This window comes from Thalassoroseus pseudoceratinae (genome assembly GCF_011634775.1).
In the GTDB taxonomy this organism is placed as follows: domain Bacteria; phylum Planctomycetota; class Planctomycetia; order Planctomycetales; family Planctomycetaceae; genus Thalassoroseus; species Thalassoroseus pseudoceratinae.
The window spans coordinates 483,597-503,513 of record NZ_JAALXT010000003.1 but is presented as its reverse complement, the minus strand read 5'-3'; the positions used below and the strand labels follow the sequence as shown (position 1 = coordinate 503,513).

Genomic DNA, 19,917 nt, shown 5'->3' with positions numbered 1-19,917 from the left:
AAACCGTTGGAGAAGGCAGCACGAGGATCAATCGCACAAATACAGAATACCTATTATTCCTATTATGTCAATTATAACTGTAAAATTCTCGTGGTGCCTGGCGACCTCGAATTGAACGGCCATCGTCGTTTGGCTACCGTATTCCTCACAAGTGTTTGTCCCTCCACGTCTTCCGCCATGTGGAATCTGCCATGCAACGAATCGACAGCCATCACCATTTCTGGCACTACGATCCCCAAGAGTACGGTTGGATCGGCCCCGACATGGGTGTGTTGAAGCGAGATTTTCTGCCAGCTGACTTAAAAACCGAGATGCAAGCCAATGGCATCGAAGGAGTTGTGTCTGTGCAGGCGAGGCAGACCGTCGAAGAGACCGATGCCCTGCTCGCATTCGCTGACGACTCTGAATGGATTCGCGGCGTCGTCGGATGGGTGCCATTGGCCGCACCGGATGTGACCGATGTACTCGCCCGTTTCGCGGACCGCCCCCGACTGAAAGCCGTTCGGCACGTTGTGCAAGACGAACCCGACGACCGTTTCCTGCTGCGCGATGACTTCAACCGGGGAATTGCCGCCTTGAAGCCCTTTGGGTTGGTTTACGATATCCTCATCTACGCGAAGCAACTCCCGTCGACGATTGAATTTGTGGATCGACACCCCGAACAACCGTTCGTGCTGGACCACATTGCCAAGCCCACCATCCAGATGGCGGAATTCGACCAAACTTGGGCAGACTTATTGCGAGAACTGGCGAAACGACCGAACGTCAGTTGCAAGTTTTCAGGAGTGGTCACAGAGGTCCGAGATACGGAGTGGACTGTTGAAACCATCCGACCTTACTGGGATGTGGCTTTGGAATCCTTTGGGCCGGCACGTCTGATGTACGGGAGTGATTGGCCCGTCTGCTTACTTCGCAGCGAGTACGACCGGTGGGTCAATTGCGTGGCAACTCTCGCCAGTGAAATGAGTTCCGACGAGCAATCAAATTTCTGGGCGGGCAATGCCATTCGTGCCTATGGTCTGTAGACTGCCTAACAGCTAAGATTCCGAGAATTTTCAGAATTTGATATTGCCAACAATCGGCCTCGTCGAATAATAGTTAGTGAGTACCAACTAACTAACTCCGAGGCCGAGATGGCTCGCCCACAACGCGTTTCTGACGAAGAAATCTTGAAGACTGCTCGAAAGATCTTTCTTGAGCATGGTCCGAAGGTTTCGGTGGATGTCATTGCAGACCGTCTGGGAGTGTCCGCTCAAGCGGTTTACAAACGGTTCTCGACGAAGCAAGAACTTCTGCTGGAATGCCTTCGCCCGCCTGGTGTTCCGCAATGGACCGAAGAACTCAATGCTGGTCCCACGGACGAACCGCTCGCGGAGCAGTTGACGCATGTTGTTACCGTGATTTCTCGGTTCTTCGTCGAGATGTCTGCTCGAATGGCCGTCCTACATTGGAGCGGGATCTCGGAGAAAGACATCTTCGCGCATTATGATCCACCGCCCCCCGTCATCGGCATTCGCGCGTTGGCGGGGTGGTTGAAGAAAGCCCACGAGCGAGGCCTGATCCGCGATGTGGACACGGAAGCAACAGCCATCGCGTTGTTGGGTTCGCTGCATGCCCCAGTGCATCTTGAAAGAATCGTTGGGCTGAAAGTCATCGACCATTCGCCGGAAGAATATGTCGAGCAGGTGGTCAGCGTCTATTTACAAGGTCTGCATCCTTCCTCGAACTAATCCGAGTGGAGTTTCGATACATGTCTGTAGAAGTTAGCAGCGTGAAATGGCTCAAAGCCGGGTTGCCAGTGCTTGTGCTGTTGTTGGGTGCGGGGAGCTTGTTGGTCTTCGGGCAACGAACCGAACCAGAAACCCGGGAACCAACCGGTTCATCGGAAACGGCAGTCGAAACCGCGTCCGCCGAACTCATCCGCGAACCGTTTCCGATCACGATCGATGGGGAAGCGATTTCTTATCGCAGCATCAAGATATCCGCCGAGGTCGACGGCCGGGTCATCAACCTACCGAAAACCAGCCGGGGCGGCCGTTTCGTTCGCGAAGGCGATCTTCTCTTGGAAATCGATCCCACCGATTATCAGATCGCCGTCGATCGACTGAACGCACAAGTTCAACAGGCAGCTCACGACCTGGACGCCGTTGCCGTGGACATCGCCGGAACACAAGCCATGGTGAAGCTGGCAGACGAACAACTCGAAATTATGCGACGAGATTTGAAACGGGCTCAGCAACTGTATTCTCGAAGTGCGGGCAGCGAACGTGAAGTTGATACGGCTCGACAGGCGGAACTTGCGGCCCGCAATAGTCATCAAACCCTGCAAAACCAACTGGCTGCACTTCGCAAGAAAGAAGCCACGCTCACGTCCGCGAAACAAATCGCCGAAACCCAACTTCGCCAGGCCGAAGCCGATTTGAAACGCACTAGAATCACCGCTCCAGTCTCTGGAACGGTGGTTGGCGAGCTAGTCAACCAAGGTGAATTCGTCCGCATGGGTGATCCACTGATCCGCATCAGTGAGTCCGCGCGAATGGAAGTCAAATGCAATCTCAAGATCCCCGAACTCAAATGGATTTGGCTCCAAGACCAAGCCGGAAAACAGACCTCGAGCGAACGAGTCGGGAATCGTTTGGAACTCCCTCAAGTGCCGGTCGAGGTGGTCTTTGAAGTCGACGGTATTCAGGTGGTTTGGGACGGTGTGTTGTCCCGATACGAGGGAGTCGGTTTGGATACTCGCACGCGGACGGTGCCCTGTCGCGTGTTGGTTGAACACCCCGAGGCTTCCCGAGTCGAGAAGGGTTTGGATCAAATTCGACAGTCCGTGATTACTCCCCCGGCGTTGCTTTCGGGAATGTATGTTACGGTGCGAATTCCGATTACATCGCCGCTCCCGCTCTTGAAATTGCCGATCACCGCCTATCGTCCAGGTGGCTTCGTGTGGGTCGTGCGAGACGGCAAACTCCACATCCTCAAGGTGCAATTGGCGAGGACATCGGAAGACTTTGTCCTCGTCGAACAACGGGAAAACGGATTGCAAGACGGTGATGCTGTGGTCGTCAGCCCGCTGGCATCGGTGACGGAAGGGTTGCCGGTGAAAATCTTGAATTCTCCGGCGGACGAAGCCGGAACGTAACGCCAATCGGCAGATACAATTCGCTGTTGGTCCGCGACACCCATCTTGAAATCCAGATCGCTCACTATCGTTTTCCCAATTCGAGTCGAGACCGATGAAATCGCTTGTCCGTTGGGCCGTCGAACACGTTGCGGCCATGAATACGCTGATGATCAGTGTGATTCTCGTCGGTGCCCTCAGCGCGTTGATGTTGCGTCGCGAGGAATTTCCGCGATTTGAACTCGAAATCATCTTGGTCACGGTGCCGTATCCCGGTGCGAGTCCCGATGAAGTTGAACAGGGAATCTGTCAGAAGGTCGAGGAAGCGGTCCGGTCGGTTGATGGCATTAAGAAGGTGACGTCAATTGCCCTTGAGGGGAGCGGTTCGGTCATTCTGGAATGCGAGTCCGACGGCCCGGACGTCCAGAAAATCTTGGGCGAAGTGGAATCGGAAATCGATCGAATTCCGAGTTTTCCCATTCTCTCCGAAGAGCCGGAAGTCCGGCAATTGACGATGCGGAACCGTGCGATCGCTTTGGGCGTGATTTCTACCCAAAACGCCGCTACCGATTCCGATCTGCGTCTCCGCGAACTCACCGAACAGGTCCGCGAAGACTTGCTGCAGATACCCGAAATCTCCGTGGCCGAACTCCAAGCGACGCCAAATTACCAAATCGACATCGAGATTTCGCAATCTACCCTGCGGGAATACGGACTGACCTTAAAAGAGGTGGCCGATCGCGTTCGCATTCGGAACCTGGAGTTGCCAGGTGGGAATCTGCGTGGGCAAGGCCAAGAATATCTGTTGCGGGGCAAAGACAAACGACACTACGGTGATGAGATCGAAAGGATTCCGCTCGTCACAGATTCGCGGGGCGTCGCGCTCACGGTCGGTGATTTGGGCACCGTGCGGGATGAGTTCGTCGATACAACCGCGATCAGTCGGATCAACGGTCAACCAGGTTTGGCGATTTCGATCGAGGCCGCCGCTCGCGAAGACCTGCTCGCAATGACTTCAGCCGTTCGCGAGTACTCGGAAACCAAAGAGTTACCGCCAGGCTACGAGTTCGCCGTTTGGGGCGACACCTCGATCGACGTCCGTGAACGCTTGGACCTACTCACGACCAGCGGCATCCAAGGGTTGGCGTTGGTCTTCTTGATCTTGGCGATCTTCCTCGAATTTCGCTTGGCGTTTTGGGTCGCATTGGGCATTCCGATTTCCGTGTTCGGTGCCCTCATTGTGCTGTGGCAGACCGGCGAAACGCTCAACATGCTTTCGATGTTCGCGTTCCTAATTGCATTGGGAATCGTCGTCGATGACGCCATTGTCATTGGAGAAAATATTTACGCCCATCGGCAGATGGGAAAAACCGGATTGCAAGCCGCGATTGACGGCACGGCGGAGGTGATCCCTTCGGTGACGACCTCGATCGCCACAACCGTTTTCGCGTTTATGCCCATGTTCTTCGTGACCGGGGTGATGGGGAAGTTCTTCGCCGTGCTTCCGGTCGCCGTCATCGCGATGCTGTTGATCTCGTTGGTGGAAGCGATTTTCATTCTGCCCTGTCACTTGGCACATCCGCCGAAGCAGTCCCGTCGGGTCGGTTGGATTTCTCGGAAATGGACCGGCTTCAACGAGTCGGTTGGTCGGCGTTTGGACTGGTTCATCAGCACCATCTATGAACCGGTGTTGAAGCGATGCTTGAGGAACCCAGCTTTAGTGTGTTGTTCAGCGGTCGCGCTATTGCTGGGTTCCTTCTCTCTGGTGACTGGTGGGATTGTGCCTTGGGAGATTTTCCCAGACCTCGACGCTCGCCAAATCGAATCGAAGATCATCTTCCCCGAAGGCACGCCCAAACACGTTACCGATGCGGCAACCCAGCGAATTCAGGATGCCATTATCGAAATCGGTCGCGAATATGAAGAACGGGAAGGCCGACCATTGGTGACACTTACTCACCGCTTAGTGGGGCAGGTCGTCGCGGAAGCACCAGGCCAAGCGTCGGAACGAACCGAAGGAAGCCACGCAGGGATGATCAGCGTGGAATTGGTCAGAAACGAAGATCGGGAAATTACCAGTAACGAAGTCGTCAAAATTTGGCGCGAGCGTGTCGGAGAAATCGCCGGTGCTGAAACGCTGAGTTTCGGCACGATCGCCGGTGGCCCCGCCGGGACCCCCATCGAGTTCAAGATACTTGGCGGCTCCGAAGACATGGCGGATTTGGAAGCTGTCGTCGAAGCCTGCAAAGAGAAATTGGCCAGTTACCCCGGTGTCTTCGACATTAGTGACGACTCCCGACCCGGCAAATGGGAATTGCAACTGACAGTCAAAGACGACGCCGAACAACTCGGAGTGTCGTTGGAATCCATCGCCGGCACCGTCCGTTCCGCGTATTACGGCGAGGAAGTCATGCGGCTGCAACGGGGTCGGCATGAAGTCAAACTCATGGTCCGATTCCCGAAAGCTGAACGGGAGTCACTTGCCAGCTTGGACGAAGTTTACGTCGATGTTGGAGACGGTTATCAACGCCCGCTCACGGAGTTGGCAGAGATTGACGTCAATCGCGGATACGCCGAGGTCAACCGACTAGATCAACGCCGTTCGATCACCATTTCCGCCGACGTGGATTCCGCTGTGGCAAACGCTTCGCAAATCGTCGGCAAACTCCAACGCAAATTCGTTCCCGATCTGCTGGAAGACTACCCAAACGTGCAAGTTCGCTGGGAAGGTCAACAAGAACAAACCGTCGAATCGATTCAAAGTCTTTTTATCGGTTTGATCATCGCGTTGTTGGCGATGTTCGCATTATTGACGTTGGAGTTCCAATCGTACTTTCAGCCGGTCATCGTGATGGCGGTTATTCCATTTGGCATCATCGGCGCACTCTGGGGACACGCGGCGATGGGTTTGCCACTGACGTTATTCAGCGTCATGGGATTGGTGGCGTTAACCGGGGTGGTGGTGAACGATTCGATCGTGCTAGTCGACTTCATCAATCATCGGATCAAAGACGGCATTCCTCTGAACGAGGCCGTGGTCGAAGCGGGGATCCGACGATTCCGTCCTGTGCTGCTCACATCGTTGACCACAATCGGTGGTCTTCTACCGATTTTGCTGGAAACCTCCCTGCAAGCCCAACTGCTGATTCCGATGGCAAATAGCCTTTGTTTCGGCTTGATGCTCTCGACGGTGCTCGTCCTGCTGTTGGTCCCCGTCTACTACAGTATCTATGGGCGACTAACCGGCATGCAAATGTCGACCGACGAAACCACGACCGAAGTCGTGCAACAAAAGAACATCTCTGAAGAAATGAATGCCGTCCTGCACTGACGCCGACCGAACCGGTCGTCGAAAACCATTGCAGCAGGCGAGGGAAAAATTCAAAAAAGGCCTCAAAATGACTGCACTTCAGTGCCATTCGAAGTCGATTCAAAAAACGGAAGTGAAAACCAAAGTTTCGTTGCCACTTCGCTTGACCAATCGAATTCGCGTGCTAGAATTCTTCCTCACACGAACGCGAGGGGCCGTAGCTCAATTGGTTAGAGTACCGGACTGTCGATCCGGGGGTTGCGGGTTCAAGTCCCGTCGGCCTCGCTAGAAAAAACGCCCGCTGTTAATTTCGACAGCGGGCGTTTTTTTATTTCGAGGACTTCTCTGGCACGACTCGAATGTGGCGAGCCCACTCGGGATCGGTGTCGGGGTAGTCGCTACGGTAGTGGACCCCGCGACTTTCCGTGCGAGCAGCTGCGGCGGTGATCACACAACGGGCTAGAAGTTCCATGTTCTGGAGTTCCCAGCCGCTCGGATCATTCAGTTCACGGGCAGCGACATATCGGTCCCAGAAGTCGACCTGAGTCAGTGCATCTTGCAATCCGTCAGCATCGCGTCGAATGCCGACTTTTCGCCACATCAAACTCGACAGCGAGTTCCGCAAGTCGGTCAGGTCCATTCCTTCGGACTCGACATCAATCTGCGGCTTTGGCCGGGGGCGGAGTGGAATCGCCTGGAACGTATCGGGTTGATCCGCAGCGTTATCGGACGCCCCGCGTCCCGCACGAAGTCCGTACACAAGTCCTTCCAACAGACTGTTCGAAGCCAACCGGTTCGCACCGTGCAAGCCTGTCGACGTGACTTCTCCAGCCGCCCATAATCCCGGCAGAGTGGTCGCGCCTTGCTCATCAACGACCAAGCCACCGATCATGTAATGAGCACCGGGACGCACGGGAATCCGATCCCGGGTGATGTCGATTCCGAACTCGTTGCAGACTTTTCGAATATGCGGAAACCGTTCGTAAATCAACGTGGAATCCATCTTCGACAAGTCGAGATAGACGCACGGGTGCTTCGTCTTCTCCATCTGATCGGTGATGGCCCGACTCACGTCATCGCGGGGTGCCAATTCCAGATCGGGATGGTAATCCTGCATAAATCGATACCCATTGGCATCGACCAATTGAGCCCCTTCGCCCCGCATCGCCTCGGTAATCAGATGTCTTGAGCTTCCGGCGATATACAGAACGGTCGGATGAAACTGCATCAGTTCCATGTCCCGCAATTCGGCACCCGCTCGGAATGCGATCGCGTGTCCGTCACCAGTGGCGATCTTTGGATTCGTGCTTTCCCGGTAAAGCTGCCCGGCCCCGCCGGTGCACAGGACCGTTTGTTTTGCCCACAGGAAGGTCTTGCCATGTCGGGGGTTCCAAACCAACGCTCCACGACAAACGCCTTCGTGTGTGAGCAAATCGATTGTGAATGTTTCCTCCCAAGCGGCGATGTTTTCAGCACCGGTCAGTTGTTCCGCGAGAGCCCGCATGACCTCTTTACCAGTGGCATCCCCGAGCGCATGAGCAATACGACGGTGAGAGTGCCCCCCTTCGCGGGTCAGAGCAATTTCGCCATTCTCTTTGTCGAAGTCGGTTCCATAACGGATGAGTTCCCGAATCCGCTCTGGGGCATCTTCCACAACTGTCCGGACGACATCTTCATTGCACAGGCCTTTGCCCGCTGCAATTGTGTCGGCCGCGTGGTTGGCGATGTCGTCGAGCGGGTCCAGCACTCCCGCGATCCCCCCCTGTGCCCAAGCACTGTTGGATATCGTAAGGACATCTTTCGTCACCACCACCACATCCAATTTCGGGTCCACCGCCAACGCCGCCCGCGTGCCGGCAATTCCTCCCCCGATCACAAGGACATCGGTGAAATAGTGGGGAACGCGTTTAGGATCGAAACGAACCAGATAACGATGGCCAACGGGAAGATGAATTGCGGTCACGGGAGAAATCCTACGGTGTGGTCGGAGACGACTCACAGAGTCAAAACGTCACTCTAACTGGTGGACAATCGGCTGGAAAGCAAGGAATCGCTGAGCCGTTCTGGTTTGACAAAGGTGAAGCGTCCCAAAAACCTGAAAAAATTGTGGAATTCAGTATTCGCCCGCCGCTTTTCCCATCAGTTTTTGTATCTTCAATATGTCCGGATGCATATGATCATCCATCCCCGCCAACAAATCCGCTAAATCGACCTCAAAACTTGTCTTGAAGTCACATCGGGCCAAAGGTGAATGATGAGTTCCATGACATCTCCAACCCCGCGTTCACGTTCCCGTCGTCTTGCCCCGTGGCTCTTCCTGGGAGTGGTTGCGTTGACGAGTGGACCGACTGCCGTCCATGCCCAATTCATCTATTCCGGTCGATACGTCGGCGGCGGTGCGGGAGACAGCGTCACGAGCTACTACAACTCTCAAGTTGCATTGAGTCATGCTCGCCTGAACAACGCCTGGGCCTATCACACCCAACAATTCGCGATCAAACAACGAATCCGCAACGTCGTGTCTGCCAAGAACGCGTCTTGGGAGATGAAAACGATCGATGAGGCTGAAAAGCTCAAGCGAAAAGTTTCGCAGATGCAGCAACTCCGCCTGATCAAAAGTCGCAAATTAGAACGCTACCTGGAAAACCCAGATGCATCGGAAGGTTCAATCCTGAACGGAGATGCGTTGAACCTCATGCTGGATCGTTTGGCGGTTACCGTTTTCACTTACAAATTCGACGAAAACGGTTCGCCATCGGATATGCAATTTCAGAATTGGGATCAGGAAGACATCAAACTTTCGGACGATATTCTTGACCGTCTACAGATCGTGCAAAACTTGGGTGGCGGTCGCAAGACGGTGTTCCGACCGACCGACGGGGCTGCCATGAAAGTCGATGTTTGGCCGATCCTGCTGCAGTCTGCGGGCTTCGACGATCTGCGTGCGAAGTTTATGGCCACGCGGCAGAAAGCCATCACCGAAGCCAAAACCGGAAACGGGCAAGGCGTCACCCGGAAGACACGCACCGAGTTGGAAGAATCCCTGGCGGAAATGGAACAGGAACTCGAAGAACGGTACGACAACAAGAACTTCCGCATCTATCAGGGGATCGACAACAACCTCGATTACCTGCACAGCGAAGCATTCTTGAAGGAGTTAAAAGGGCAACTTCGGCGAATCAATCAACTCGGTCAGCGTTCCAACGAAATGTTTAACGGTAGTTTCGCGTTTGCTGGCGAACGGACCCTCCCGGAATTTGTCCGGTATATGGCGGATTCTGGTTTGAAATTCGCGCCCGCGACGCCGGGTGACGAACCTGCCTACAACAAGATGTACCGAATCATGCGGGACTTCTATGTCACTGTTCAGGACCAAGACCGCTACATCGTGCATTGGGAAGACCTCACTGGTCATCTTTCCGCCGAGAAACGTTTGGCTGAGGCAAATCGATGGCGAGACCGTGGACGCCACAACAAGTTAGAGCCATAATGGATCGGCGACGACCTTGATCGAGATTTTCCGAGACGCTTTTTTGCACGGGTCCCGCTAATGGCGATCATGTTACAAATTTCTCCGGAGAGCAATCGGCCGACAGGATCGGGTTTGCCTCCATCGCCCCCCTACCTGATGGAGTTCACTTCCGTGGGCACGTCCGAAGACGAATCCGCCCTGCTCTGGCGTGGTGAAAACGGTTGGGTCATCGCGTTGGACCCGGAAAACCGAATTGTGTGTTATTTGGCCGGAAAATCCTCGATCCGGATGGACGAACAGGTTTCTCCCGGCCAACTTTCTCGACTTTCCAACACAGGTCTGTCTTCCAATCAGCCGGAAGCTGACCGTGAGAAGATGCAGCAGTTGCTCGCCGAAGTGATGGGCCCATCAGCGATCGCTGCGTCATCCGACTCGACGGGAGCCCCGTGGTGGACGCTCATTGTCGGTGCGCTCCTGGGCATTGTCTTGACAGTCCTGGTTTGTCTGCCGTTCATGCTTTCCAAAGGCAATGCGGCTCCAGCCGAAACCATTGCGGAAAACGAACAAACTGAGCCCGAACCTGATGAGGTTGATCCGCCGAAAGAAGCCGAGCCGAACGGAACGCCGACGGATGAACCTTCGGAACCGAAGACCGAAACGATTCCGGAGATCTCAAGAGCTCCGAAGGTCGAACCAACGCCGATTCCTGAGAAGCCAGATCCAGAAGACGGCGTGTACATTGTTGTTTTGCGGGAGGACGGCGAGGAATACCATCTGGGAACAGCCTGGGCGAAAGGTCCTCAAGAACTCGTGTCCTCGGGAACTCTCGTCAAAATGTTGATCGAGTCGATGCGAGAAGACGACGCCAAAGTCCTCGTGATCCATGCTCAGAGTTTCAAAGAGTACGAGGTCCGAAGCGGCTCGGTGCCGCCCACCTTGGACCGGCTCGACAAAGAAGCCATGAACGTCGGGCAGAAACTCGAACAAGTACAACGGGAAATGGATTTTCTCCGCGGCAAACGCGCAGCCGGTGACGATGTCGAGAGCGAACTCAAACCCCTCGAAAAAGAGTTTGAAGCGTTAGGTTCAGAATTAGCTGGCCTGATGACTCAAATCGGCGAATACGATGTTGGCACGCTCCGTGTCAGTGAGCGATTGCCGGTCACCTTGGAGACAGCCGATCAAGTTTCGTCGGCCATGGACGTCACGATTGCGGGGGTCCCATTGTCACTGAATTCCATGAATCAGTCTGGCAGCATCGGTGACTTACGACTCGTCACCGCGACGGGACAGACCGTGACACGTCCGCGAAATGGCGTCTTCAAACTGACCTTTGACGCTCGATTGAACAGTGAACGGATTTGGCGAGGGTCACCGGTCCTCAATGCCGATGGCAAAGTGATTGGCACATACTCAACACCATTGCTGTTGGAAGCCGACGACAACAAGGACCTTCCTCATAGCATTGTTGGCGTGTCCAAGATCCGGTGAACCGAATCTTGGACGCTGCAATTCTACCGCTGAATTAGCAACCGTAACTTCAGTTGGAGAAACTGAGAAACCGTTCGTAAGCGGCATTCCAATCCGCTGTGTCGCTTGGATCGAACTGAACCAAGTCCGACGACGCGTGCACGACTTGGCGGATTTCTGCCAAACTGCTGAGCCGACCGGCGGTCCGTGCCTGAATCAGCACATTTCCAAGAGCCGTCGCTTCGACCGGGCCAGCGATCACCGGCCGACCACACGCATTAGCCGTGAACTGGTTGAGCGTCCCGTTCTGTGAACCGCCACCGACAATGTGAATCACTTCAATCGGCGTTCCGGTCAGCTGCTCCAACCGCTCGAGTACCAACCGATACTTCAACGCTAAACTCTCCAACGCACATCGCACCAACTCGCCTTCGCTGGTCGGTTCGGGCTCATTGTGAATTCGGCACCATTCGCGAATCGCTGTCGGCATATCATTGGGGTTCAAGAACGCTGGGTCGTCCGGATCAATGAGCGACCGGAACGGTTCTGTCTCGGCAGCTAGATTGACGAGTTCCGCGTAGTCGTACGATTTGCCTTTTCGTTCGAATGAATTTCGGCATTGCTGCACGAGCCACAATCCCATGATGTTTTTGAGCAGCCGATACGTATTATCGACCCCGCCTTCGTTGGTCACGTTCCAAGCGAGTGCTTGTTCGGTGGTGACGGCGTTCGGTAGCTCCACGCCCATCAGCGACCACGTTCCCGAACTGATGTAGGCCCAATTCGCTTTGCCGGTATGAATCGTGGGCACCGCGACCACGGCACTGGCGGTATCGTGAGTTGGAGGAGCCACGACTTCAATGCGCCCTAAGCCGGTTACGTTGGCAACATCTTCACGGAGTCGGCCCAACGCTGTTCCGGGACCAATCACATCCGGGAACATCTCCGTTGGTAGTTCCAACTTCTCGAGCATGTCATACGCCCACGTTCCCGTGGTTGTGTGGAAACATTGAGAGGTGGTCGCGTTGGTGAATTCAACCACCTGACTGCCGCACAAGCACCAATGGAAAAAGTCCGGCATCATGAGAAACCGTTCGGCGAAGTCGAGAACCTTCGAATGGTCGCGACGCATCGCCAACAATTGCGGAAGCGAATTGATATCCAGGAATTGGACCCCGGTCGCAGCGAAGATGTCCTTACGAGGGACGCGTTGAAACGCTTCATTCATCACACCTTCCGTCCGGGCGTCACGGTACTGGAAAGGTTGACTGAGGATTTCGCCGTCGCGTGACATCAACACATAATCAACGCCCCACGTATCCACGCCGACCGAACGAATTTGATCACCGAAATTGGACGCCGCTTCCGCCAGGCCGTGCTGAATTTCGCTCCACAAGCTGAGGACGTTCCACCGAAACGAACCGCCGATCATCACGGGCCGGTTCGGGAAGCGGTGTTGAACGTCGAGTGACACGCGATGGCCATCAAAGTTGGCCGCCACCACGCGACCGCTCTCAGCTCCTAAATCGATTCCTAAATAACACTCGTTGGCCATGTGCGCTTTCTCCAGTCAGTGCGATGAATTTCCAACTCATCATAACCGGATCAAATTCGCAGACAATGACACCATCCGCCCACAGACTGGAATTGTCTGTTTATCACCTCAAATTGGAGATGATCAGTCGGCCTTCTCAACGGCAGGCGGTGCGACCTCCGGGAAGAACGCTTTGTCGAGTTCCGCTTGCCCCCGCGTGATGTAGAAATTCTGCAGTTTGGTTTCCAAAGTCGCGGGAGAGATTTTTCGCTGCCATAATCCTTCTGCGAGTTGCTGATGTCGTTTGACGAGTTCCTCGCGTTCGGCGGCAAACTTGCGTTGTGCGTCGGTTGAATCGGCCGCCGGTGGAGCGACCTTTGGCCCTTGCATGATGCGGCGATAGACGACGTTGAAGTCCCGGCTGTTCGACTGAGCGATGGCGTCGAGCGACTCGACAACCGCAACGGCTCGCGCAGCCGCTGCCAAGTCGGTTTCGCGATCCACACCAGCCGCCGCTGCCAACGCGTCGGCAAGAACGGGACGATCCGTCGCAAGATCGGCCACACCGATTCGCAATGATTGATAAAGGGTCTGTTGAGGACGCAATGACGAATCATTCAATCGGGATGCGAAGTGGTCGTAAATTCGTTGTTGGATCTCACGACCGGGATCGTACATCGGCTCGCTCAGATGAACCAATTCCATTTCTTTCGCGAAAAGAGCACCGGTGGGCGTCCGAAACCCCTCGCCGATCTGTAGACCAATCCGGTCCAAATTTTCAGCCATTTGCTCGGTTGTGACGGCTTCCGGGATCGGAAAGAACTCCTCACGCGGTTGGTCCGTTCTCTGGGCACACAGCATGACAATCCCGACGCAATACGTATCAATTTTTTGATCCGCGAGCGGGGTTTCCCGAAGGTTGTCGATGCGATTGGTGTCGAATGTCAGATCGAAACGGGCTTCGTTGCCGATCATATCCGCAGCCGCTACTGCCATCTGCTGGCGGACTTCCGGATCGGAATGACGCAGCACTCCGTAGTAGAGTGGAAGCGTCAGCGTGGTTTCGACGTTTCGACCATCAATCCGCGTCTGGCGTTCATTGAGATCCACCAAAACCATCCGTTGATACCCATCCGCATCCGTATGCAGCGTGACGATGCCAACGTGCGTGAACAACCCGGGCGTGAGTTGCGAAAAGCGGTTGTACGGTGAGGGATTCCGAAAAAGGATCCAATCGCCGGGTTGCAGAACAGTTTGTCCCAACGCATAGCCCTGCTCGTTAACTCCGTTCTCGATCCGTTGCCCCAGCCAGTTGATTAACACCTCGCGGTGTCCACGCAACGACGGAGACAAATCTTTAGGTGGGATGGTTTCGAGTTGTTCCTGCAACTTCGCCGCTGTTATCGAAGGCGTTTCGTCGTCAGCTGCGTTTTCGAGAGAATTCTGCGGCAGACCGACTCGAACAATGGCGTCGCAGGCAAGCAGCTTCAACGTCGCAGGCGGATCGGACTCCAAGAATCGTAACAGCCAAGGCAAACTTTCCTGCCGACCGTGGCGTCCGAGCATTCGCAGAATTTGACTTTTGATTTCGGGAGTCGCAGCTACGATTGTACTGTTTTTCGGAGGATCGATGAGCATCGTCGCGGCCAACGATGTCCCGATGACACTTTCATCATCCGCAAGCCGCTGTACCAAGGCGGCCCGCTGTTTGTTGTCGCGCGTGAACCGATGACTCGCGAAAAAAATGGTTTGCTGAAGCTGATAGTTCAACCGTCCTGAAAGATCGATTAACTCGTCAATTGCACTCAGTAATTTCCGCGCAGATTCGAGTCGCTGCTCGTCACCGGCAAGACTTGCAATTGTGGAACGCTTCTTCAGCAAGCGTTTGATTTGGTCATCGACTGCCGACTTTGCTTCATGCAGTTGATGGATCGCATTGAGGTGTTGCTGAGGTTCAGCCACTCGCCTTGCAACACGCGCGGCACTGGTGAGCACCTGCCCCGCCGCTGCACTGGTCTTTTCACGCACGGACTCGGGTGAATCCAGCGTTTGGGAATCTGTCGTGACACGTTCCAACTGGGAAACCGCATCAGCAAGAGGCACTTCCGGCACGTTTTGGGCGTAACCACACAAGGCGGAAACATTGAGAATGAAACCGCCGAGCAACACGCCCATCAAATATCTTTGGCGAAAGTCCATGTTCGATCTTTCCAGGCTTTAAGGTACTTTGGCCAAAGACGGTGATGGCCCACGTTCCGAGGTGGTGGCGGCGTGTCGATTCCGATTCGTCAAATTCGACATCGCTCGTGCTACGGCATCGGTTGGCAGGAATGATGATAGACCAACCATCATGATGAGTGCGAACGTCCACATTCCCATAAATGCTCCAATTCCAAAGTGCAACAGCACTCCAAGAATGAGCATGATCGGTCGCGCCATGGGCCGCCATACCAGCATGCAAAATGTGATCTCCCACAACACTGTCGTGTGGGTCATCAGGTCGATGAGTTTCGGATAATGGGCCAGCCACGTCATGTCCCGTGATTGGTATTCCAAATTCGCGAAGGCTTGCCACATGGCGTCACCGGCCCACCAAGAATATCCACGAAGTTTCCCCACTCCCGCGAAGAAGTAGATGACGCACATATGAATCTGAATCAGCCGTAAGGCGATGTTCGCAGTGACGCTTGGCTGCGGTTCGGACTGCTTCTCGATTTCAGACTGATCCGTTCGACGATCTTTCCACCACCGATCAATCGAATACCGGGCTCCACACGGGCCGACCATTAAGTACATCGTCAGCATCGCGTTGATCTGGTCCAAACCAAACAACGCCACGGGTACTCGATATGCATAGGAGACGACAATCAGGAACGAAAGTACGGCAGTGATTCGGCTCCAGACTCCGAGCGTGAACAGAACCAAAACCGCGATACACGTCCAATGGACCAGGTGAATCGCATCGACGGGGACAAACCACCAAAACGAAAACTTGTAATTTTCCGTCTGGGTCTGGCGAATGAGTTCACCGTCGAGCCAGGCACTTTCGCCGAAGAAGGCAGCGAGATCGGTTCCCCATATCACGTGCGTGTAGACCAGCATTAGACCGGTCGCAATCCGGATGACACCAAGGAGTGCCGGGTCGACGGGCGTGAAAAAGAAGCGGTCCCACTGCTCGACAACTTGAGCCAAGTAATTCCGAAACGCCCGCATCATGGCAATCGCTTTCCTTCCCGATCGAACTTACCGATCGGCTCCTCAGTGTAGCTGGCGGGTGCCGTGAGCGTGACCCCATTGCGGACCTGCTCCATGGTGGGAAACCAATGCGTGATCCGTGTCATGCCAACAGTTTCCCCATCATGTTTCGCACACAGATGACGAGCGTACGACTCGGGTGCGAGCGGAAGAAACTCTTCACCGTTGGGAATTGCGAAGCTGCCCATGTTCTCGGTGAGCATGAAGTACCGATGGTAGAGAAGACGCGGCCAGATGGTTTCGCGATCGGGAATCCGTCCGGAGATTTCATTCCCGTCAGCCGTCGTCACGGTGTAGGCGATCAATGTGCTCGGACCGGGTTCGGGCGCGAAAAAGCGATAGCCGTGATCGAGATACATCACTTCGATGTACGGCTGAAACCAATCCCATCCCGCTTGGGACAATCCCGAAGACGGACGAGTCGACGCCGGTGAAAGTACGACAGCACAAAGGTGGAAAGCGATCAGACCGCTCGCAAGCAACTTCGTTTTCCACGTCCAACCACCGGTGGTCTGGCGATTCGTGGATTCAGCGTTCTGCGGGAGTCCGGACTTCGACGAATCGTTCCCTGTCATCGTGTTCTCGAGTTGCCAGCCAAATTGCTCAATCTACAGGCCGCCTCAATCGCGACTCAGGAATCTATCCAGAGTTTACCTGATGCACGAACAGTGCCGACAACAAATTGACGTCTCGCAATCGATTTGCCGAACTCCGCCGGGATGTGATGATTGCTCGGCCTGTAATTTCGTGAGGTGGCAACGAAAAACCGGAAGGAGAATCCATGATTCCCCTCCCGGTGATGAGTTTTGATTGACGTTCCCGTCAATTTAGTAGTTAGTTTTGAGCAATGGCTCGAACGTTGGACACAAGTTGTTCAGCGTTGTCTTGATCGAGGTCAACCGCAACTTCGACCGTTTGACCAGCTTGAACTTTGGCCTTGGTGGTTTTCGTCATGGTCTTACCGTCTTTTTCGACTTCAACCTTGACGGTGTAAACGTACTTCCGCGAAGCCGCCAGTTTCGGGCTGAGGAACCGTCGCTCTTTGCCGGTGAGGCTCATCTTCTGATCTTGCAGATAAACGGTAGCGTTTTCTGGAACTTTCACCACGAGCGTTGCAGCTGCATCAGCCGCTTTCGAAGAATGATGTTCTTCGATGATGACTTCGTCATGATATTCGATCGAAGGAGTCGTGTAGGAGCCGCCTGCCGACCCGCCGTGGCTTCCACTGTGTGGGGCGGAATAGCTTCCCGCAGAACCACCGTGCGAACCGTAATATCCACCGGATGAACCGCCGTGCGAACCAGAGTATCCGCCCGTGGAACCGCCGTAATATCCACCACTCGATCCGCCACGCGAACCATAATAACCGCCGGAAGAGCCTCCGCTTGATCCACCATGTGAACCGTAATAACCGCCGGACGAACCTCCGCTCGATCCACCGTGATACCCGCCGCTGGAACCTCCTGAAGAACCTCCGCTAGACCCGCCCGAAGATCCGCCACTTGAGCCGCCATGATGCCCGGCGAAAACGTTCGACGGAGCTAGCATTGTCAATGCGATTGCAACAGCTCCAAAACCGCGAAGCGACCAACTCAATTTTCTCGTCATTTCTGTTTCCTTCTTAAGATTGCCAATTTTCAAATCCTGGACACTCAACGTCGCCTTCCCCCTCTCCCCTGACGGTGTGCTGTTGCGAACAGTGTTCCGATTGGGTGCTTTGGGTCAATTAGGGAGATTGTGGCCACGGGGCAGAGTATACCAGTGAACGACGATCTTTCCAAAACAAAAAGAGGGAATCTAGATAAAATAGTAAGGCGAGAAGCCAATTCCGGGTCGGCGGCAAATTGCAACCGGAAATCCCTCTATCTGAGTTCGGGCTATTACCAAGAAGTTCGTAATTCGATGAGATTTCGGCCCAGATGTTGGTTCGCGGGAAGTGCCGTTGAGGTTAGAATCTCGCTGCGAGTCAGCACAAACTTTCACGGTCGAATGAGTTTGGTCACGATGCGAACGTCACGAGGGTTGCGGGTACCATGAATTGGTTGTTGCTCTGTCGAATGCTGGGGATGCTCTGCATGTTGGTAGGAGGCTCCATGGTCTTCAGCCTCCCTTGGGCATTTCCCATCTGCGGACAGACAACCGAATTTGAAACTCGCGGATTCTGGGGTTTGGTCGGCGCGATCGCCTGCGGTCTAATTGTCGGATTGATCATGTTTCTGGTCGGGCGACGAGACAACGCCCCACTTCTTCGAAAAGAGGCACTCGCCACCGTTGGGTTGGGATGGATCCTCGCTGGCATTATTGGTGGTCTGCCGTATCTGTTCTCGGGAACCATGAGAACTGCGGATGAACAAATGCACATGGCCGATGCATTTTTTGAGTCGGTCTCAGGGTTCACCACGACAGGGGCTTCGGTCCTGACCCATTTGGAGGCTCCCACGGCGGAGAATCCCGATGTTCAGAAGCTCATTCCCCGATGCGTGCTATTTTGGCGGTCCTTTACGCACTGGCTTGGTGGCATGGGGATCATCGTGCTCTTTGTAGCGATCCTTGGGCAACTCGGGGCGGCTGGCAAAGCGTTGATGCGGAGGGAAGTTCCTGGTCCCATCAACGAGACCGTTCGGCCGCGTGTGCGAGAAACCGCGACCTTGATGTGGTTAATCTACGTCGGTTTCAGCGTCATCCTGACTGTTGTGCTGTTGCTGGAAGGAATGTCTCTCTACGACGCACTTGCCCATACGTTCGGAACAATGGCCACCGGTGGGTTTAGCACATTCAACGCAAGCATCGGACATTTCGACAGCGTGTTGATCGAAGTCACGATCGGCGTGTTCATGATTGCCGCCGGGACAAACTTTTCACTGTATTACCTGGTGTTGCATCGATCTCCCGGTGCGGACAGGGACACCAAATGGCGACTGAGCCGGTTGGCCCCGATTTATCGCGACCCGGAATTCCGCGTGTATGCTGGCATTCTGCTGGTTGCAGCTGTGCTCCTGACGGCTGATCTGGTGTGGACTCAGGTCTATCCGAGTATCGCCATCGCATTCCGTCATGCAAGCTTCATGGCGGTCTCCATCATGACCACCACCGGTTTCGGCACCGAAGACTTCAATCAATGGAGCGATTTCAGCCGCGGTTTGTTGCTGTTGTTGATGTTTGTCGGCGGATGTTCTGGTTCGACTGGTGGCGGCATCAAGGTGATTCGATTCATGTTGTTCTTCCAAACCATCCGGCTGGAAATCGAGCAGGCATACCGGCCACACGTGGTTCGTCCGCTGAAAGTGTTCGGCGTGAAGGTCGACAACTCACTCCGGCATGGTGTCGTGGTCTACTTCAGCATTGTCTTCTTCTTGTTCGCCAGCAGTTGGATGACGTTGGCCGCCATCGAACCCGACACGCAATGGGCTGCCCTGGAAGAGAACGGCGACTCGACCAAGTTGATTGACTGCGCTTCCGCCGTCGCGAGTTCGTTGAACAACATCGGTCCGGGTTTGGGTGTGCTGGGACCGCATTCGAACTACGCGGACTTCTCTCCCCAAGGCAAATTCCTGCTGACCATGTTGATGCTGTTGGGACGACTGGAGTTGTTCGCGATTCTCGTGCTGTTTGTGCCCACGTTTTGGCGGTCCCATTAGGGGAATTCGGCCCATCATATGGGGGTGAGACAGCCACTCGATTGTGGGGCTCAGTGTGTCGGTTTATACTTCTCGGTAGATTCACGTCTTTTCAAAGCTCACGTCTGCTGTTTTCTCTGC

13 protein-coding genes and 1 tRNA gene are annotated in these 19,917 nt (G+C 54.7%); 8 read left to right on the top strand and 6 right to left on the bottom strand.

What is annotated here, in order from left to right; genetic code table 11:
- Positions 1 to 191 precede the first annotated feature (191 nt).
- From G6R38_RS12020 to G6R38_RS12000, 5 genes are all read left to right on the top strand, one after another.
- Positions 192 to 1,025: an amidohydrolase family protein gene (locus tag G6R38_RS12020; RefSeq protein WP_166825126.1), complete on the top strand. Its 834-nt coding sequence runs from the start codon at positions 192 to 194 to the stop codon at positions 1,023 to 1,025.
- Positions 1,026 to 1,133: 108 nt separating this feature from the next.
- On the top strand, positions 1,134 to 1,730 hold the full coding sequence (locus tag G6R38_RS12015) for a TetR/AcrR family transcriptional regulator (protein WP_166825121.1): 597 nt from the start codon (positions 1,134 to 1,136) through the stop codon (positions 1,728 to 1,730).
- A 20-nt stretch (positions 1,731 to 1,750) separates the two neighbouring features.
- On the top strand, positions 1,751 to 3,139 hold the full coding sequence (locus G6R38_RS12010) for an efflux RND transporter periplasmic adaptor subunit (RefSeq protein WP_166825116.1): 1,389 nt from the start codon (positions 1,751 to 1,753) through the stop codon (positions 3,137 to 3,139).
- 94 nt (positions 3,140 to 3,233) lie between these two features.
- Complete coding sequence (locus G6R38_RS12005; RefSeq protein ID WP_166825111.1) at positions 3,234 to 6,449, top strand: efflux RND transporter permease subunit; 3,216 nt, start codon at positions 3,234 to 3,236, stop codon at positions 6,447 to 6,449.
- A 190-nt stretch (positions 6,450 to 6,639) separates the two neighbouring features.
- A tRNA-Asp gene (locus G6R38_RS12000) sits at positions 6,640 to 6,713 on the top strand.
- Positions 6,714 to 6,756: 43 nt separating this feature from the next.
- On the opposite strand, the gene nadB is transcribed toward G6R38_RS12000, so the two are convergent.
- A complete protein-coding gene (gene nadB, locus G6R38_RS11995; RefSeq protein WP_206028560.1) occupies positions 6,757 to 8,391 on the bottom strand; it encodes an L-aspartate oxidase in 1,635 nt (544 codons plus the stop codon).
- A gap of 300 nt (positions 8,392 to 8,691) precedes the next feature.
- On the opposite strand from nadB, the gene G6R38_RS11990 reads away from it, so the two are divergent.
- Together G6R38_RS11990 and G6R38_RS11985 are read left to right on the top strand one after the other, a co-directional pair.
- Complete coding sequence (locus G6R38_RS11990; RefSeq protein ID WP_166825106.1) at positions 8,692 to 9,918, top strand: hypothetical protein; 1,227 nt, start codon at positions 8,692 to 8,694, stop codon at positions 9,916 to 9,918.
- Between the two features lie 69 nt (positions 9,919 to 9,987).
- Complete coding sequence (locus G6R38_RS11985) at positions 9,988 to 11,391, top strand: hypothetical protein (protein WP_166825100.1); 1,404 nt, start codon at positions 9,988 to 9,990, stop codon at positions 11,389 to 11,391.
- Between the two features lie 49 nt (positions 11,392 to 11,440).
- Here G6R38_RS11985 and G6R38_RS11980 read toward each other — a convergent pair whose 3' ends face one another.
- From G6R38_RS11980 to G6R38_RS11960, 5 genes are all read right to left on the bottom strand, one after another.
- Positions 11,441 to 12,925, bottom strand: coding sequence for a rhamnulokinase (locus G6R38_RS11980; RefSeq protein WP_166825091.1), 1,485 nt, complete (start codon positions 12,923 to 12,925; stop codon positions 11,441 to 11,443).
- A 123-nt stretch (positions 12,926 to 13,048) separates the two neighbouring features.
- The gene (locus tag G6R38_RS11975; RefSeq protein WP_166825087.1) at positions 13,049 to 15,103 is read right to left on the bottom strand and encodes a HEAT repeat domain-containing protein; all 2,055 of its coding nucleotides are present in this window, start codon (positions 15,101 to 15,103) and stop codon (positions 13,049 to 13,051) included.
- 18 nt (positions 15,104 to 15,121) lie between these two features.
- Positions 15,122 to 16,120 (bottom strand): HTTM domain-containing protein, encoded by a 999-nt coding sequence (locus tag G6R38_RS11970; protein ID WP_166825084.1) that lies wholly within the window; start codon positions 16,118 to 16,120, stop codon positions 15,122 to 15,124.
- Positions 16,117 to 16,734 carry a hypothetical protein gene (locus G6R38_RS11965; protein ID WP_166825081.1) on the bottom strand — a complete coding sequence of 206 codons (618 nt, stop codon included), beginning with the start codon at positions 16,732 to 16,734 and terminating at the stop codon, positions 16,117 to 16,119. Before G6R38_RS11965 ends, G6R38_RS11970 begins: the two co-directional genes overlap by 4 nt.
- Before the next feature lie 259 nt (positions 16,735 to 16,993).
- Positions 16,994 to 17,767: a TIGR03000 domain-containing protein gene (locus tag G6R38_RS11960; RefSeq protein WP_166825078.1), complete on the bottom strand. Its 774-nt coding sequence runs from the start codon at positions 17,765 to 17,767 to the stop codon at positions 16,994 to 16,996.
- A 485-nt stretch (positions 17,768 to 18,252) separates the two neighbouring features.
- Here G6R38_RS11960 and G6R38_RS11955 point away from each other — a divergent pair, with 485 nt between their 5' ends.
- Positions 18,253 to 19,797, top strand: a complete 1,545-nt coding sequence (locus G6R38_RS11955) for a TrkH family potassium uptake protein (protein ID WP_240928171.1) — start codon at positions 18,253 to 18,255, stop codon at positions 19,795 to 19,797.
- Positions 19,798 to 19,917 lie beyond the last annotated feature (120 nt).